Origin of the sequence: Streptomyces sp. NPDC048278 (assembly GCF_040652195.1) — a bacterium.
Taxonomy (GTDB): Bacteria; Actinomycetota; Actinomycetes; order Streptomycetales; family Streptomycetaceae; genus Streptomyces.
On sequence record NZ_JBEZLP010000011.1, the window covers coordinates 53,292 to 70,720 of the forward strand.

Here is a 17,429-nt window from a genome sequence, read left to right on the forward strand (position 1 = left end):
CGGAAGCCGCCCGGAGCGCGGCCCGGAGACATTCGAGGCGGGTCGGACGCAGGCTACGCGATCCACCCGCGCGATCCGCTGTGGGCGTACGTCGTGCGGGAACTTCGCCCGGCCCCCGCACGCTTGCATACAGTGGCAGGACCGGCAGGAAAACCGCGGTTCGGGACCGCTTCCGCGAGCGAAGGGACGTACATGCCCATGGGTCACACGACCACGGCCGAGACAGGCTCCGGGGGCCTGGCAGCGACCGAGCACCGCTTGGCCAACGGTCTGCGCGTGGTGCTCTCCGAGGACCACCTGACCCCGGTCGCGGCGGTCTGCCTCTGGTACGACGTCGGTTCCCGGCACGAAGTCAAGGGCCGTACCGGCCTGGCTCACCTTTTCGAGCACCTGATGTTCCAGGGCTCCGCCCAGGTGAAGGGCAACGGCCACTTCGAGCTGGTCCAGGGCGCCGGCGGCTCGCTCAACGGCACCACGAGCTTCGAGCGCACCAACTACTTCGAGACCATGCCCGCCCACCAGCTGGAGCTCGCGCTCTGGCTGGAGGCCGACCGCATGGGCTCGCTGCTCGCCGCCCTGGACGACGAGTCGATGGAGAACCAGCGCGACGTCGTCAAGAACGAGCGCCGCCAGCGCTACGACAACGTCCCCTACGGCACGGCCTTCGAGAAGCTGACCGCGCTCGCCTACCCGGAGGGCCACCCCTACCACCACACGCCGATCGGCTCGATGGCCGACCTGGACGCGGCCACCCTGGAGGACGCGCGCGCGTTCTTCCGCACCTACTACGCGCCGAACAACGCGGTGCTCTCCGTGGTCGGCGACATCGACCCGGAGCAGACCCTCGCCTGGATCGAGAAGTACTTCGGTTCCATCCCGGCGCACGACGGCAAGCCCACCCCGCGCGACGGCGCGCTGCCCGAGATCATGGGCGCACAGCTGCGCGAGGTCGTCGTCGAGGAGGTCCCCGCGCGGGCGCTGATGGCCGCCTACCGGCTCCCGGAGGACGGCACGCGCGTGTCCGACGCGGCCGACCTGGCCCTCACCGTCCTCGGCGGCGGCGAGTCCTCCCGCCTCTACAACCGCCTGGTCCGGCGCGACCGTACGGCCGTCGCGGCCGGCTTCGGCCTGCTGCGGCTCGCCGGGGCGCCGTCCCTGGGCTGGCTGGACGTGAAGACCTCCGGTGACGTCGAGGTGCCGGTCATCGAGGCCGCCATCGACGAGGAGCTCGCCCGGTTCGCCGAGGAGGGCCCGACGCCCGAGGAGATGGAGCGCGCCCAGGCCCAGTTGGAGCGCGAGTGGCTGGACCGGCTCGGCACCGTCGCGGGCCGCGCCGACGAACTGTGCCGTTTCGCCGTCCTGTTCGGCGACCCGCAGCTCGCCCTGACCGCCGTCCAGCGGGTCCTGACGGTCACCTCGGAGGAGGTCCAGGAGGTCGCCAAGGCCCGCCTGCGCCCCGACAACCGCGCGGTGCTCGTCTACGAACCCAAGTCCCCGGAGACCGTCGCGGACGCCGACGTACCCGAGGACCCCGAGGCCGAGGCCACGGTCGAAGCCGGCGACAACGACGAGGAGACGGCCAAGTGACCGAGCTCGCCACCATGGACTTCCACCCCCAGCCGCAGCCGGGCGAGGCAAAGCCCTGGGCCTTCCCGGCCCCAGAGCGCGCCACCCTGGACAACGGCCTGACCGTGCTGCGCTGCCACCGCCCCGGCCAGCAGGTCGTCGCCGTCGAGGTGCTCCTGGACGCGCCCCTGGACGCCGAACCGGCCGGCCTGGACGGCGTCGCCACCATCATGGCGCGCGCCTTCTCCGAGGGCACCGACAAGCACGCCGCCGAGGAGTACGCCGCCGAGCTGGAGCGGGCCGGCGCCACCCTCGACGCGCATGCCGACCACCCCGGCGTCCGCGTCAGCCTGGAGGTCCCGGCCTCCCGGCTCGCCAAGGGCCTCGGGCTGCTCTCCGACGCCCTGCGGGCCCCCGCGTTCGCCGAGAGCGAGATCGAGCGGCTGGTCCGCAACCGCCTCGACGAGATCCCGCACGAGCTGGCCAACCCGAGCCGCCGGGCCGCCAAGGAGCTCTACCGGCAGCTGTTCCCGTCCACCGCGCGGATGTCCCGTCCGCGCCAGGGCACCGAGGACACCGTCGAGAAGATCGACGCCGTCGCCGTCCGCGCCTTCTACGACCGGCACGTGCGCCCCGCCACGGCCACCGCGGTCGTCGTCGGCGACCTGACCGGCATCGACCTGGACGAGCTGCTCGGCGAGACCCTGGGCGCCTGGCACGGCTCCACCGCGCAGCCCCGCCCGGTCCCGTCGGTGTCCGCCGACGACACCGGCCGGGTCGTCATCGTGGACCGCCCCGGCGCCGTCCAGACCCAGCTGCTCATCGGCCGCGTCGGCCCCGACCGGCACGACCGCGTCTGGCCCGCCCAGGTGCTCGGCACCTACTGCCTGGGCGGCACCCTCACCTCCCGCCTGGACCGCGTCCTGCGCGAGGAGAAGGGCTACACCTACGGCGTCCGCTCCTTCGGGCAGGTCCTGCGGTCCGCCCCCGACGGCACCGGGGCCTCGATGCTCGCCATCAGCGGCTCCGTGGACACCCCGAACACCGGCCCGGCCCTGTCGGACCTGTGGACGGTGCTGCGCACGCTCGCCGCCGAGGGCCTCACGGACGCCGAGCGCGACGTGGCCGTGCAGAACCTCGTCGGGGTGGCGCCGCTCAAGTACGAGACGGCCGCGGCGGTCGCCGGCACCCTGGCCGACCAGGTCGAGCAGTACCTGCCCGACGACTTCCAGGCCACGCTCTACCGTCAACTCGCGGGCACCGGCACCGTGGAGGCCACCGCGGCGGTCGTGAACGCCTTCCCGGTGGACCACCTGGTGACCGTCCTCGTCGGGGACGCGGCGCAGATCAAGGAGCCCGTGGAGGCGCTCGGGATCGGCGAAGTCACGGTCGTCACCGCCGAGTAGCGGTACGCGCGTGTGCGGAGCCCTGGTGACCCCCGGCCACCAGGGCTCTGGAATGTCCGAATTGGGGCGGAGGTTGCCTGTCTGCCCTGTGGGATACGCGACAAAAGCAGTGATCCGTTTGAGCATGGAAGGCGTGCCCTCGTAGGTTCTTCCGGGCTGTCCGTCAGGCATCGCGCCGCGTCCGCGGCACCGGACAGCCATCGCCGAGTCCCCCTACGGCGCGAGCCAGGGGAGCCGGGGACCCACGAAGTCCCTGGGGTGAATCGGGTGCCCGCGCGTGTCGCGAGGGGGCCCGTAGGAGACCTTCCTGCTCCGAACCCGTCAGCTAACCCGGTAGGCGAGAGGGAAGGAAAGGACCAGCCTCTACATGGCGTTCATGTGCGCCTCCGGGAAGCACCGTCGTCCCGGCCGGGTGAAGCGCACCACCGCGCAGGCCGCCGGTATCGCGGCCCTCACCACCACCGGTGTCATCAGCACCGTCTCCGCCGCCCCGGCGCTCGCCGCCGAGAACTCCGTCGAGCAGACCGGCCTCACCCCCGTCATCACGATCAGCGACTCCGTCGCCGAGCAGATCGACGCCCAGGCCGCTGCCCAGAAGGCCGTCGCCGAGCGCAAGGCGGCCGAGGAGGCGGCCCGCAAGAAGGCCGCGGAGCAGGCCAAGAAGGAGCGCGCGGCCGAGGTGCGCGCCGCCCGTGCGGCCGAGCGCAAGCGCCTCAACACCTTCGTCGCGCCGATCAGCGACTCCTACGTGTCCACCGGCTACAAGACCGGCGGCTCCCTGTGGTCCTCCGGCGCCCACACCGGCATCGACTTCCACGCCGCGAGCGGCACGGTCGTGCACGCGGTCGGCACCGGCACGGTCGTCTCCACCGGTTGGGGCGGGGCGTACGGCAACGAGATCGTCATCAAGATGGCCGACGGCATGTACACCCAGTACGGCCACCTCTCGTCCATCGGCGTCTCGGTGGGCCAGCAGGTCACCCCGGGCCAGCAGATAGGCCTCTCCGGCTCGACCGGCAACACGACCGGACCCCACCTCCACTTCGAGGCCCGTACGACCGCCGAGTACGGCTCCGACGTGGACCCGGTCGCCTACCTCCGCAAGCACGGCGTGAACGTCTGACCCGCGCAGGGGTCGGCGTGGCCTCGGTGGTCGGGTGCGGGTGCGCGGGGGTTGCTCGCGCAGTTCCCCGCGCCCCTGAAGGGGCGCTGCGCTGACGCCCCTGAAAGGGGCGCGGGGAACTGCGCGACCGGCCACGACGCACCCGCACCCGACCACCGCGCGACAACAACTTCTGAGATGTTCCGGAGCCCCGGCCCCCGCGCCGGGGCTTTCGTCGTTTTCGTGCCCCCGGTGTCCAAAATATATCCCTGGATTCCGGCCCCCCGTCGGAAATTGCGGCCCATTGCAATAGAGTCACGGAACGGACGCCACTCGGCGGCGTTTCACGGGGATTAAGGCGGAGGTCGGTCATGCGTATTCCGGCGCACTCGGTATGCACGGCGATCCGGGACGACATCGTCGCAGGTGTCTACGAGCGCGGCAGCCGGCTCACCGAGGAACTCCTGGCCCGCCGCTACGGGGTCTCACGCGTCCCCGTCCGTGAGGCCCTGCGCACCCTGGAGGCCGAGGGCTTCGTGGTGACCCGTCGGCACGCGGGCGCGTGTGTGGCCGAACCGACCGAGCAGGAGGCCGCCGACCTGCTGGAGATGCGCATGCTCCTGGAGCCGCTCGGTGCCTCCCGGGCCGCCCAGCGCCGCACCGAGGCCCACCTCAAGGTGCTGCGCGGGCTGGTCAGGCTGGGGCAGGAGCGGGCCAGGCGCGGCAACAGCGAGGACCTGCGCTCCCTGGGCGGCTGGTTCCACGAGACCCTTGCGCAGGCCTCCGGCAGCCACGCCCTGACCTCGACGCTCACCCAGCTGCGCCACAAGATCGCCTGGATGTACACCGTGGAGACGCCCGCCAACCCCGCGGAGTCCTGGACGGAGCACGGCGCCATCGTGGACGCGGTGGCGCGCGGCGACGCCGACCGCGCCCGGGCCGTCACGGCCCTGCACACCGAGCGCTCGACGGTCTCCCACCGGCTGCGATTTCCCGGCGCCACCGAACGGGCGAACGGTGTGAGGACTTCGCAACATCCCGTAAACATGTCGGGCCTGCGGCATTAACACGCACGCCGTATACAAAGAGGTGTTATTCGGCGGGGCGTGTTTTTGCTGCCCGAATTCACGCGCGTCGGGAATTCACCGTCGCGCTCCCCGTGTGTGCCCGCGGTAAAGCCGGGCGCCGGGGCCTTCACAAACTGCGGGGCGGGCCCTCGTAATGTCGTACGCGGCCCGGTCGGGAAGTCATGTGCGGCCGTCATGGAATTGCGGCACATGACGCGGGCCCGGTACGGGCGGCGGGGAAACGGCGGGGCCGCGCCGACCCCCCGTGGGAGTGGCGCGGCCCCGGACGTGCGGGCGCGGGTCGCTCAGACGGTCTCGGGGAGTTCCTCGAGGCCCTCGGCGACCAGCTTGGCCAGGCGGTCGAGAGCGGCGTCCGCGCCCTCGGCCTCGGAGGCGAGGACGATCTCCTCGCCGCCCTGGGCGCCCAGCCCCAGGACAGCCAGCATGGAGGCCGCGTTGACGGGGTTGCCGTCGGCCTTGGCGATCGTCACCGGGATACCTGCGGCCGTGGCGGCCCGGACGAAGATGGAAGCGGGGCGGGCGTGGAGACCCTCGGCCCAGCCGACGTTGACGCGGCGCTCAGCCATGTGATGCTGCCCTTCGGTGTTCAGGGTTGTCTAGACCAGTTTCCCATATCGTGAAGCATCCCCGGAGCGGGCGGGAGCCCCCTCCGGATGTGTCGCCGGACCGCGGCCTCGGTCCGGCGTCCGTCCTCCACAGACTGCCTCGCGCCGTTGTCGGACGCGAGCCGTACTCTGGGGCCCATGCAGACCCCGGCGGACCCGCAGGACCGGCACGAGTACCCGTCCCACTGGGAGGCTGACGTGGTGCTGCGCGACGGGGGTACCGCGCGCATCCGGCCCATCACCGTTGATGACGCCGATCGCCTGGTCAGCTTCTACGAGCAGGTCTCGGACGAGTCGAAGTACTACCGCTTCTTCGCGCCCTACCCCAGGCTCTCCGCCAAGGACGTCCACCGCTTCACGCACCACGACTTTGTGGACAGGGTGGGACTCGCGGCCACCATCGGCGGCGAGTTCATCGCAACCGTACGCTATGACCGCATTGGCCCCGCCGGGACGCCCGCCTCCGCGCCCGCCGACGAGGCCGAGGTCGCCTTCCTCGTCCAGGACGCCCACCAGGGGCGGGGTGTGGCCTCCGCCCTCCTCGAACACATCGCGGCCGTCGCCCGCGAGCGCGGGATCCGCCGCTTCGCCGCCGAGGTGCTGCCCGCCAACACCAAGATGATCAAGGTGTTCATGGACGCCGGCTACACCCAGAAGCGCAGCTTCGAGGACGGCGTCGTCCGCCTGGAGTTCGACCTGGAGCCCACGGACCGCTCCCTCGCCGTGCAGCGCGCCCGCGAGCAGCGCGCGGAGGCCCGCTCGGTACGACGGCTCCTCGCCCCCGGCTCGGTGGCCGTGATCGGCGTCGGCCGCACGCCCGGCGGGGTCGGCCGCAGCGTCCTCGGCAACCTCAGGGAGGCCGGGTTCACCGGCCGCCTGCACGCCGTGAACCGGGCCTTCCCGGACGACCTCAAGGAGGTCGACGGGGTGCCCGCGCACCGCTCCGTGCGGGACATCGACGGCCCCGTCGACCTCGCGGTGGTCGCCGTACCCGCCGAGCGCGTGCCCGAGGTCGTCACCGAGTGCGGCGAACACGGCGTCCAGGGGCTCGTCGTCCTCGCCGCCGGATACGCGGAGAGCGGCCCCGACGGCCGCGAGCGCCAGCGCGCGCTCGTCCGGCAGGCCCGCACCTACGGCATGCGCATCATCGGCCCCAACGCCTTCGGGATCATCAACACCGCCGACGACGTCCGGCTGAACGCCTCCCTCGCACCCGAGATGCCCCGCCCCGGCCGCATCGGCCTCTTCGCCCAGTCCGGCGCCATCGGCATCGCCCTGCTCTCCCGGCTGCACCGGCGCGGCGGCGGCGTCACCGGCACCACGGGCGTCTCCACCTTCGTGTCGTCCGGCAACCGCGCGGACGTCTCCGGCAACGACGTCCTCCAGTACTGGTACGACGACCCCGAGACCGACGTCGTCCTCATGTACCTGGAGTCCATCGGCAACCCGCGCAAGTTCACGCGCCTCGCGCGGCGCACGGGGGCGGCGAAGCCGCTGGTCGTGGTGCAGGGCGCGGGGCAGGCGCCGCCGGGCCACGCGGTACGGGCGACGCGGCTGCCGCACGCCACGGTGTCCGCGCTGCTCAGGCAGGCCGGGGTGATCCGCGTCGACACGATCACCGAACTGGTCGACGCGGGGCTGCTGCTCGCCCGGCAGCCGCTGCCGGCCGGGCCGCGGGTGACGATCCTCGGCAACTCGGAGTCGCTCGGGCTGCTGACGTACGACCGGTGCCTGGCCGAGGGGCTGCGGCCTGCCCGGCCGCTGGACCTGACCACGCGGGCGACCGCGGGGGACTTCCACCGGGCGCTGTCGCAGGCGCTGGCGGACGAGTCGTGCGACGCGGTGGTCGTGACCGCGATCCCGACGATCGGGGAGGGGGCGGTGGGGGACGCGGAGCTGGCGGAGGCGCTCAGGTCGGCGGCCGAGGAAGTGCCGGGCAAGCCGGTGCTCGTGGTGCACGTGGAACTCGGAGGGCTGGCGGAGGCGCTGTCGGCCGCGGGCCGTACCGCACCTTCGGCCGGCGCAACGGCACCCGTCACTGGTAGCGGTGCCCACCCTCCCCCACTCTCGGCTTCGCTCGAGCGGGGGGACCCCCATCGCCCTGCGGAACGCCTGCCCACCGCGGAATCGGAACGCCTGCCCACCGCGGGATCGGAACGCCTGCCCGCCGCGGTAACGGCAGGAGCGGAGGCTTCGTCTGTCACGCCGCCGCGGCCCCCGAAGACCCCCACCCCCCACCTCTACTCCCGCCTCATCCCCGCCTACCCCGCCGCCGAGCGGGCCGTTCGGGCGCTCGCCGAGGCGGTGAAGTACGCGCAGTGGCGGCGGGAGGCCGCCGAGCCCGGGAAGGTGCCCGAGTACGACGACGTCGACGAGCGGGGTGCCGCCGAGCTGATCGGCGGGCTGCTGGAGCGCGGTGAGGGGCTCACCATCGGGGTCGAGGAGACCTGCCGGCTCCTCGGCAAGTACGGCATCGGCGTGCACCGCGCGCTGCCCGCCCCCAGCCCCGGCGCCGCCGTCGACGCCGCCCGCGACCTCGGCTACCCCGTGGCCCTCAAGGCCACCGCCCCCCACCTGCGCCACCGCGCCGACCTCGGGGGCGTCCGCCTCGACCTGGCGGACGAGGAGCAACTGCGGCGGGCGTACGACGAGTTGAGCGAGCTGTACGGGCCGCCCGAGGAGCTGCGGCCGGTGGTGCAGCGGATGGCACCCCGGGGTGTCGACACCGTCGTACGTGCCGTGATCGACCCGGCCGCCGGGGCCGTGGTGTCCTTCGGGCTCGCCGGGGCCGCCTCGCAGCTGCTCGGGGACATGGCGCACCGGCTGGTTCCGGTCACCGACCGGGACGCCACCTCACTGGTGCGTTCGATCCGGACCGCGCCCCTGCTGTTCGGCTGGCGCGGCTCCGCCCCCGTCGACACGCCCGCCCTGGAGGAGCTGCTGCTCCGGGTCTCCCGGTTGGTCGACGACCATCCCGAGGTCGTCGCGGTCACCCTGGAGCCGGTCGTGGTCGCCCGGCAGGGCGTGAGCGTCCTGGGTGCCACCGTGCGTCTCGCGCCACCACCGGCCCGTGACGATCTGGGCCCCCGCACCCTGCCCGCCTACTGACCCGCCCACCGACCCGGGACGCGCACCCGAGTCGAACGCCCGCACGCCCCAGCGGCGTTCGCACGGGACGGCGGCGACGCCGGACCCGGCCGCGCACGACTGGCCCGGGTCCCCTTGCCCACGGATTAAGATGGACGCCATGGCCAAGACCAGTACGACGACCCAGGGGCTGCGTGTCGCGATCGAGCGCAGCGGCTACTACCCGGCCCTCGTGGCCGAGGCGGTGGAGGCCGCCATCGGCGGCGAGCCGATCCGGTCGTACCTGGTCCACCAGGAGACGACGTTCGACCAGAACGAGGTGCGGCGGCACGTGACCGTGCTGGTCCTCACCGGCAACCGCTTCATCGTCAGCCACACCGACGAGCAGGCCGCCGACAGCACCTCCCCGACGCCGTACGCGACCACCTCCACCGAGTCGGTCAAGCTCGGCCGGATCTCGTCGGTCGTGGTGAGCCGGGTCGTGGCCAACCCGGAGCAGTACACGCCGGGCACCCTGCCCCGCGAGATCGTGCTGACCATCGGCTGGGGCGCCGTCTCCCGCATCGACCTGGAGCCCGCCGCCTGCGGCGACCCCAACTGCGAGGCCGACCACGGCTACACCGGCAACTCCACGGCGGACGACCTCAGCCTGCGGGTGAGCGAGGCCGGGGACGGCCCGGAGACGGTGCGCCAGGCGCTCGCCTTCGCGCAGGCCATCTCCGAGGCGACAGCGGACGTCACCCGCTGATGGCGTACGCCGCCTGGGACCATCCCGAACCCCTCGCCCTCGGCTCCGCGCCGCTGCCCGAGTACGGCAGCGGTTCCCTCGCCGACCTGCTGCCCACCCTGGCCGCGGGCATGGCCGTACCCGGGACGACCGCGTCGATCACGGAGCTGACGCCCGCCGACCGCAACTGCGTCTTCCTGGTCGACGGGCTCGGCTGGGAGCAGATCAAGGCCCACCCGGACGAGGCGCCCTACCTGACCTCGCTGCTCGGCAGCTCACGCGGCGGCACGGGACGGCCCCTCACCGCCGGCTACCCGGCCACCACCGCGACCTCCCTCGCCTCCGTCGGCACCGGCCTGCCCCCGGGCGCGCACGGCCTGCCCGGTTACACGGTCCGCAACCCGCAGACCCGGGAGCTGATGAACCAGCTCCGCTGGCAGCCCTGGACCGACCCGGCCGCCTGGCAGCCGTACCCCACCGTCTTCCAGCTCGCCCACGACGCCGGCGTGCACGCGGCCCAGGTCTCCTCCCCGCACTTCGAGCACACCCCGCTCACCAAGGTCGCGCTCAGCGGCGGAACGTTTCACGGACGGCTGACCGGCGAGGAGCGGATGGACCTCGCGGCCGAGCAGCTCGCCGCCGCCGACCGCGCCCTCGTGTACACGTACTACGCCGAACTGGACGGCGCCGGGCACCGCTACGGCGTGGACTCCGACACCTGGCGCGGCCAGCTCATGCACGTCGACCGGCTCGTGCAGCGGCTCGCCGAGCAGCTTCCGGCGCGCAGCGCGCTGTACGTCACCGCGGACCACGGCATGGTCGACATCCCGTTCGACGAACAGCACCGCATCGACTTCGACGAGGACTGGGAGCTGAAGGCGGGCGTCGCCCTGCTCGGCGGCGAGGGCCGGGCCCGGCACGTCTACGCCGTGCCCGGCGCCGCGAACGACGTCCTGACCTGCTGGCGCGAGGTGCTCGGCGAGCAGTTCTGGGTGGCCTCGCGGGACGAGGCGATCGCGGCCGGCTGGTTCGGCCCGCCGGACCGGTTCGAGGAGCGGGTGTACGACCGGATCGGCGACGTGGTCGCGGCCGCGCACGACGACGTCCTGATCATCGCCTCCGAGCGGGAGCCCAAGGAGTCGGCGATGGTCGGCAACCACGGCTCGATGACCCCCGCCGAGCAGCTCGTGCCGCTGCTCGAAGTACGCTCCTGACACCCTGCCCCCACGACTCGCCGAAAGGTGCTCAACTCCTCATGCCCGAGCTGGTGTTCTTCTCCGGAACGATGGACTGCGGGAAGTCGACGCTGGCGCTGCAGATCGCGCACAACCGGTCGGCGCGGGGGCTGCAGGGGCTGATCTTCACCCGGGACGACCGGGCGGGGGAGGGGAAGCTCTCCTCGCGGCTCGGGCTGGTGACCGACGCGGTCGAGGCGGTGCCGGGCATGGACCTGTACGCCCATGTCGTCGACCGGGTGTCGCAGGGCGGCCGGGTCGACTACCTGATCGTGGACGAGGCGCAGTTCCTGGAGCCGGAGCAGATCGACCAACTGGCGCGGGTCGTGGACGACCTGGGTCTGGACGTCTTCTCCTTCGGCATCACCACCGACTTCCGCACCAAGCTCTTCCCCGGCTCGCGGCGGCTGATCGAGCTGGCGGACCGCCTGGAGACGCTCCAGGTGGAGGCGATGTGCTGGTGCGGGGCACGGGCCACGCACAACGCCCGCACGGTGGGCGGCGAGATGGTGGTGGAGGGCGAGCAGGTCGTCGTCGGCGACGTGAGCAACCCGGCGGCGGAGGTCGGCTACGAGGTGCTGTGCCGACGCCACCACCGCCGCCGCGTGACGAGCGCCTCCGCCCACGCGGGCGCGCTCTCGCCGGACGTGCTCCCGGTGACCTCCGACTGACGCCGGTGCCGCGCCGGGACGCCACCCCGAATTCCCGCCCGCCACGACATGCGCCGAGGACCACCCGTCGTCGGTCACTACCTCGTAGTCGACGGCGGCGTCACCAGCTGACCCCGCCGGCAGATCCCGTCAACCACCCCTCCGTTCCCTGGATTTAACCCAGGACACCTTGGCGATTCCGCATCTACACGCGTAACTTGAGTCGGCCTCCCCCCACACGCCCGGTTCAAGCGCCGCCCGTCCGCGGCGTGTTGCAGCATCCGACGTCCGAGGAGACCGCAAGCGTGTCCAGACCCGCAGCGAGCAGATCCCGCATGCGCCGCGCCGCCTACCCGCTGATTTCCGTGAGCGTGGCGAGCGCTTTCGCGATGACCGCACTTCCCGCCGCCTACGCCACGCCGTCCGCCACGGCGGTGATCGCCGAGGTGTACGGCGGTGGCGGCAACTCCGGCGCGACCCTGACCCGGGACTTCGTGGAACTCGGCAACGCCGGGTCCGCGGCCTACAGCCTGGCCGGCTACAGCGTGCAGTACCTGCCCGGGTCGCCGTCGGCGTCCTCGCAGTGGCAGGTGACCGCCCTCAGCGGGGCGGTCGCGCCCGGCGGCCGTTTCCTGGTCGCCGAGTCCCAGGGCAGCGGCGGCACCACGGCCCTGCCGACCCCCGACGCGACCGGCACCATCGCGATGAGCGCGACCACCGGCACCATCGCCCTCGTCTCCGGCACCACCGCGCTGACCTGCAAGACCGCCGCCGACTGCGCGGCCGACAGCCGCATCGTCGACGTGGTCGGCTACGGCACCGCGGTGGTCCGCGAGGGCAGCGGCCCGGTCACCGGCGCCTCCAACACCGCCTCCGTGTCCCGGGCCGACACCCTGGCCGACACCGACGACAACGCGGCGGACCTCACCGCCGGCACCCCCTCGCCGGTCAACTCGGCCGGTGAGACGCCGGGTTCGGGCGGCGGCGACGGAGGAGGCGACGGCGACCCGACCCAGCCGGGCACCGTCCGCATCCACGACATCCAGGGCACCACCCGCAAGTCCCCGCTGGCCGGGCAGACCGTCGCCAAGGTGCCGGGCATCGTCACCGGCGTCCGTACGACCGGCTCGAAGGGCTACTGGATCCAGGACCCGACGCCGGACGCCGACCCGCGCACCAGCGAGGGCGTCTTCGTCTACACCGGCTCGGCCGTCCCCACCGTGGCGGTCGGCGACTCGGTGCTGGTCAGCGGCAAGGTCAGCGAGTACTACCCGAGCAGCACCAGCCAGTCGGTCACCGAGATCGACGGGCCGACCGCGACCGTGCTCTCCAGCGGCAACGCGCTGCCCGCCGCCGTCACCCTGGACGCGGCCTCCGTACCGGACGGGTACATCCCCACCGCCGACGGCGGCAGCATCGAGTCCCTCGCCCTGCAGCCGGACGTCTACGCCCAGGACTTCTACGAGTCCCTGGAGGGCATGCGGACGACGTTCGCCGACGCCCGGGTGGTCGGCGCGAGCGACGCCTACGGCGAACTGTGGGTGACCGTCAAGCCCGACGAGAACCCGACCCCCCGCGGCGGCACCCTCTACTCCTCCTACGACCAGCCCAACACCGGCCGTATCGAGGTGATGTCCCTGGACACCACCACCGCCTTCCCGGCGGCGAACGTCGGCGACGAGCTGTCCGGCACCACCACCGGGCCGCTCGACTACTCCACCTACGGCGGCTACAACGTCCAGGCCACCCAGCTCGGCACCCTCGTCGACAACGGCCTGAAGCGGGAGGTGACCCGGCGGCAGAAGGGCGACGAACTGGCGGTCGCCACCTACAACGTGGAGAACCTGGACGCGCTGGACGACCAGGAGAAGTTCGACCGGCTCGCCGAAGGCGTCGCGGTCAACCTCAACTCGCCCGACATCGTGGCCCTGGAGGAGATCCAGGACGACAACGGCGCCACGGACGACGGCACCGTCACCGCCGAGGCGACCCTCAAGCGGTTCACGGACGCCATCCGCGCGGCCGGCGGCCCGCGTTACTCCTGGCGCTACATCTCGCCGGAGAACGACCAGGACGGCGGCGAGCCCGGCGGCAACATCCGCCAGGTCTTCCTCTTCAACCCCAAGCGGGTCTCCTTCACCGACCGTGCCGGCGGCGACGCCACCACGGGCACCAGCGTGGTCAAGACCCGCAAGGGCGCGCAGCTGACGTACTCCCCGGGCCGGATCGACCCGACCAGCGACGCCTGGGACAGCAGCCGCAAGCCGCTGGTGGGCGAGTTCGTCTTCCACGGCCAGACCGTCTTCGTCGTCGCCAACCACTTCGTCTCCAAGGGCGGCGACCAGCCCCTGCACGGCCGCTACCAGCCGCCGGCCCGCAGCTCGGAGACCCAGCGCGCGGCCCAGGCCACCGAGGTCAACACCTTCGTCAAGTCCCTGCTCAAGGCGGACAAGGACGCCAAGGCGGTCGTCCTCGGCGACCTGAACGACTACGAGTTCTCGCGGACGGTCGCCGCCCTGACGGACGGCGGCGTCCTGACCCCGCTGATCACCACCCTGCCGGCCGCCGAGCGCTACACCTACGTGTACGACGGCAACTCGCAGACCCTGGACCACATCCTGACCAGCCCGGCGGTGACCCACGTCGACTACGACGTGGTGCACATCAACGCCGAGTTCGCCGACCAGGCGAGCGACCACGACCCGCAGATCGTTCGGATCGACGTCGACAAGTGCCGTAAGCACTGACCGACCGCACCGAGGCGTGGGACGGGCGGGCACGCACCGTCCCACGCCGGCGCCCGAGCCGGCACCCGGCTCAGTGCGGGCTCTCGACCACCGAGAAGACCGCGCCCTCCGGGTCGGCCACCGTGGCGACCCGCCCGTGCGCGCTGTCCCGGGCCGGCTTCAGCACCCGCCCGCCCAGTTCGGCGACCTCCCGCAGGGTCGCGTCCGCGTCGGCCACCTCGAAGTACGTCAGCCAGTGCGGCCCCCGGTCCCGGGGCAGCGAGAGACCGACGCCGTGGATGCCGGCCACCGGGCGGCCCCCGACGTGCAGGGTCACGTAGTCGAAGCCGGCGGAGACCAGCGGCTCCTCCTCGTAACCGAAAACCGTCCCGTAGAACTTGGCGACATTCGACGTCTCGAAGGTGAGCAGCTCGTCCCAGACCGGTGTGCCCGGGACGCCGGTCAGGGCGGTGCCGAGGTGGGCCGAGCCCTGCCAGATGCCGAACACCGCACCGGACGGGTCGGAGGCGATGGCCATCCGTCCGGCCTCGGCCGCGTCCAGCGGGCCGACGCCCACCGTGCCGCCGCACAACCGCGCCGTCTCGGCCGTCAGGTCCACGTCGTCCGAGGCGAAGTACGGCGTCCACGCGATCGGCAGATGCAGGTCCGGCGACAGCTGGCCGATGCCCGCGACCTCCCGCCCGTCGAGCAGCGCCCGGACATACGGGCCGAGCTGCTGCGGGCCGGGCTCGAACTCCCAGCCGAACAGGGTGCCGTAGAACTCCTCGGTCGCCGTCAAGCCGTGCACCATCAGACTCACCCAGCAGGGGGTGCCGGGTGCGCGCCGAGTGTGCGTGCCGCCGTTCGCGCCCGCCGATCCCCGTACCTCGGTCATCGTCACTCTCTCCTCGGCCCCTCGCGGTGGCCGTGTCGCTTCCGCTGTCCGGACCGGCTGTGCCGCAGCCGCGGGCACACCCCGTGCCGATGCTCGCACCCTCCGTGGCGACCTGCGGCCACGGCCGTGGGGCGGCTCCGCCGCGAGGATGCCTGGTCTGCCGTTTCTCGCCCGTTTCCGGTCGATTGCCGTCGGGTGTCCATCAGCTGTACAGCATGTGCTCGATCCCGTACGCCCGGTGATCGAGCCTGTCCGGCCGAGCAGAGTAGTCGTACCTGGACGATGCGGCCACCCCTGGCGTAAGGATGGGGCCATGGAAGCCATCATCGACGCAACCGAACTCGCCGACGAGCTGACCGGGCCGAATCCGCCCGTCCTGCTGGACGTCCGCTGGCAGCTGACCCCGCCCGGGACCCCGCCCTTCGACGGCCGGGCGGCCTACGCGGCCGGGCACCTGCCGGGTGCCGTGTATGTGCACCTGGACGGCGAACTCGCCTCGCCGCCCGGCGGGAACGGCCGTCATCCACTGCCCGACCTGGCCGTCTTCGGCGCGGCGATGCGCCGGGCGGGGGTCTCGGCGGGCCGGCCGGTCGTCGTGTACGACGGCGGACAGGGCTGGGCGGCGGCGCGCGCCTGGTGGCTGCTGCGCTGGACGGGTCACCCGGACGTGCGGGTCCTCGACGGCGGGTTGCCGTCCTGGACCGGCGCCCTTTCGGCCGACGTGCCCGAGCCGGCCGAGGGTGACTTCGAACCGGCCCCGGGCGTGGGGCAGTTGCTCGACGCGGACGGGGCGGCGGCGCTGGCCCGCTCGGGTGTGCTGTTCGACGCCCGCGCGGGCGAGCGGTACCGGGGTGACGTGGAGCCGATCGACCGGGTCGGCGGCCACATCCCGGGCGCCGTGTCGGCGCCGACCACCGAGAACGTCGGCCCGGACGGCCGCTTCCTGCCCGCCGCCGAACTCCGTGACCGCTTCAAGGTCCTGGGCGCCCCGGAGGGGGCCGAGGTGGGCGTGTACTGCGGCTCGGGCGTCTCCGGCGCCCACGAGGTGCTGGCGCTGGCCGTCGCGGGCATTCCGGCGGCGCTGTACGTCGGTTCGTGGTCGGAGTGGTCCGCCGACCCGTCCCGTCCGGTGGCGGTCGGCGCCGACCCGCAGTAGGGCAGCGAAAGGAGGGGGCACGCGTGCGTGCCCCCTCCTTCCTGCTTCGGCCTCTTACTCCTGCTTCTTGCGCCGCGTCCCGAAGACGATCTCGTCCCAGCTCGGCACGGCGGCACGGCGGCCGGGGCGGACGCCGTCGGCCTCGGCCTGGCGGTCGGTGGCACCGATCAGCCGGTCGCGGTGGCTGCCCACCGAGCGGGGCATGAGGACGTCCGCGTAGGCGGAGCCGGCCGAGGCGGCCGGAGCCGGGGGCTCCTCCGCGGCCGGTTCCGGAGCGGGTTCCTCCGGTACCTCCGCCGGGCGCTCCGGGACCACCATGTCGCCCCGGAAGCTCGGTACCGCCTCCAGCAGGCTGGTCAGGGAGTCCCGTTCGCCGACCGTCTCCTCGACCGGATCGGACGACTGCGCGGGCAGGGCCGGCCGCTCGCGGTCCCGGTCGCCGGAACGGTCCAGCGGACGGTCGCGCGGCAGCCGCGCGATCCGCGGCACGAACGGAAAGCTGGGCTCCGGTACGGCGAGGTCCTCGGACTCGCCGATCAGCGAGCGCGCCTCGTCGTCGACCGCCTGGACGAGCCGCCGCGGCGGGTCGTAGGTCCAGCTCGCCGAGTGTGGTTCGCCCGCGACCAGGTAGACGAGCAGGACCTCCCAGGTGCCGTCGTCGCGGCGCCAGGAGTCCCACTGCACGGTGTCCTTCTCGGCACCGCGCAGCACCAGCCGCTCCTGTACGGCCTCGCCGAGCGGCGGTCCGGAGTTCTCGCCGGGCCGGCGGACCGGCGTCTTGCGGGCCCGCTCGGCCATGAAGGCGCGCTCGGCCAGTACCGGACCCTCGAAGCGCCGCACCCGGTCGACGGGGATCCCGGCGAGCTGGGCGACCTCTTCGGCCGTCGCGCCCGCTCGTATCCGCGCCTGGATGTCTCGGGGCCGGAGATGGCTCTCGACCTCGATCTCGATCTGCCCGAGCCGGGGCCGGTCGCCGCGTACGGCGGCACGGAGCCGTTCGTCGATCGGAAGGGTGTACTCCGTAGAGTCGGCAGCCTTGAGCACCAGCCGTGTGCCGTCATTGGAGACGGCCACGACACGCAGTTCGGGCATGGGGACCTCCCGGGTGGTGCCTGCCGACGTCACGTGCGTCGCTGCTTCCGCTAGTCGAGTGTGGCCTGCCCGGGTGCAGCCTGCCACAACCTTG

Annotated in this window: 13 protein-coding genes and 1 riboswitch; of the genes, 10 read left to right on the forward strand and 3 right to left on the reverse strand. The window is 72.8% G+C overall.

Translation table 11 applies throughout. From position 1 onward, the window contains the following. The first annotated feature begins 192 nt into the window (after positions 1 to 192). The 4 genes from AB0D74_RS20490 (at position 193) to AB0D74_RS20505 (ending at position 5,141) form a co-directional block, all read left to right on the forward strand. A complete protein-coding gene (locus AB0D74_RS20490) occupies positions 193 to 1,587 on the forward strand; it encodes a pitrilysin family protein (RefSeq protein WP_362588504.1) in 1,395 nt (464 codons plus the stop codon). Beyond that, positions 1,584 to 2,972 carry a pitrilysin family protein gene (locus tag AB0D74_RS20495; protein ID WP_362588507.1) on the forward strand — a complete coding sequence of 463 codons (1,389 nt, stop codon included), beginning with the start codon at positions 1,584 to 1,586 and terminating at the stop codon, positions 2,970 to 2,972. The genes AB0D74_RS20490 and AB0D74_RS20495 overlap by 4 nt, the downstream gene beginning before the upstream one ends. Before the next feature lie 191 nt (positions 2,973 to 3,163). Next, a riboswitch (cyclic di-AMP (ydaO/yuaA leader) is annotated at positions 3,164 to 3,327 on the forward strand. 12 nt (positions 3,328 to 3,339) lie between these two features. Then, on the forward strand, positions 3,340 to 4,095 hold the full coding sequence (locus AB0D74_RS20500; RefSeq protein WP_362588510.1) for a M23 family metallopeptidase: 756 nt from the start codon (positions 3,340 to 3,342) through the stop codon (positions 4,093 to 4,095). A gap of 350 nt (positions 4,096 to 4,445) precedes the next feature. After that, a complete protein-coding gene (locus AB0D74_RS20505; protein WP_362588513.1) occupies positions 4,446 to 5,141 on the forward strand; it encodes a GntR family transcriptional regulator in 696 nt (231 codons plus the stop codon). Between the two features lie 305 nt (positions 5,142 to 5,446). On the opposite strand, the gene AB0D74_RS20510 is transcribed toward AB0D74_RS20505, so the two are convergent. Beyond that, positions 5,447 to 5,728: an HPr family phosphocarrier protein gene (locus tag AB0D74_RS20510; RefSeq protein ID WP_189262368.1), complete on the reverse strand. Its 282-nt coding sequence runs from the start codon at positions 5,726 to 5,728 to the stop codon at positions 5,447 to 5,449. Positions 5,729 to 5,905: 177 nt separating this feature from the next. On the opposite strand from AB0D74_RS20510, the gene AB0D74_RS20515 reads away from it, so the two are divergent. From AB0D74_RS20515 to AB0D74_RS20535, 5 genes are all read left to right on the forward strand, one after another. Next, entirely contained in the window at positions 5,906 to 8,875 is a 2,970-nt protein-coding gene (locus tag AB0D74_RS20515; protein ID WP_362588516.1) for a GNAT family N-acetyltransferase, read from the forward strand. Positions 8,876 to 9,005: 130 nt separating this feature from the next. Next, positions 9,006 to 9,602 (forward strand): DUF5998 family protein, encoded by a 597-nt coding sequence (locus AB0D74_RS20520; RefSeq protein ID WP_093498645.1) that lies wholly within the window; start codon positions 9,006 to 9,008, stop codon positions 9,600 to 9,602. Continuing rightward, complete coding sequence (locus tag AB0D74_RS20525) at positions 9,602 to 10,795, forward strand: nucleotide pyrophosphatase/phosphodiesterase family protein (RefSeq protein ID WP_362588520.1); 1,194 nt, start codon at positions 9,602 to 9,604, stop codon at positions 10,793 to 10,795. The genes AB0D74_RS20520 and AB0D74_RS20525 overlap by 1 nt, the downstream gene beginning before the upstream one ends. Before the next feature lie 41 nt (positions 10,796 to 10,836). Then, the gene (locus tag AB0D74_RS20530; RefSeq protein WP_362588523.1) at positions 10,837 to 11,487 is read left to right on the forward strand and encodes a thymidine kinase; all 651 of its coding nucleotides are present in this window, start codon (positions 10,837 to 10,839) and stop codon (positions 11,485 to 11,487) included. 314 nt (positions 11,488 to 11,801) lie between these two features. Next, positions 11,802 to 14,213, forward strand: coding sequence for an endonuclease/exonuclease/phosphatase family protein (locus AB0D74_RS20535; protein ID WP_362589062.1), 2,412 nt, complete (start codon positions 11,802 to 11,804; stop codon positions 14,211 to 14,213). Positions 14,214 to 14,283: 70 nt separating this feature from the next. On the opposite strand, the gene AB0D74_RS20540 is transcribed toward AB0D74_RS20535, so the two are convergent. Then, a complete protein-coding gene (locus tag AB0D74_RS20540; protein WP_362588526.1) occupies positions 14,284 to 15,087 on the reverse strand; it encodes a VOC family protein in 804 nt (267 codons plus the stop codon). 313 nt (positions 15,088 to 15,400) lie between these two features. Here AB0D74_RS20540 and AB0D74_RS20545 point away from each other — a divergent pair, with 313 nt between their 5' ends. Next, positions 15,401 to 16,243, forward strand: a complete 843-nt coding sequence (locus AB0D74_RS20545; protein ID WP_362588529.1) for a sulfurtransferase — start codon at positions 15,401 to 15,403, stop codon at positions 16,241 to 16,243. A gap of 54 nt (positions 16,244 to 16,297) precedes the next feature. Here the strand turns inward: AB0D74_RS20545 and sepH are convergent, their stop codons facing one another. Continuing rightward, a complete protein-coding gene (gene sepH / locus AB0D74_RS20550; RefSeq protein WP_362588532.1) occupies positions 16,298 to 17,335 on the reverse strand; it encodes a septation protein SepH in 1,038 nt (345 codons plus the stop codon). Positions 17,336 to 17,429 lie beyond the last annotated feature (94 nt).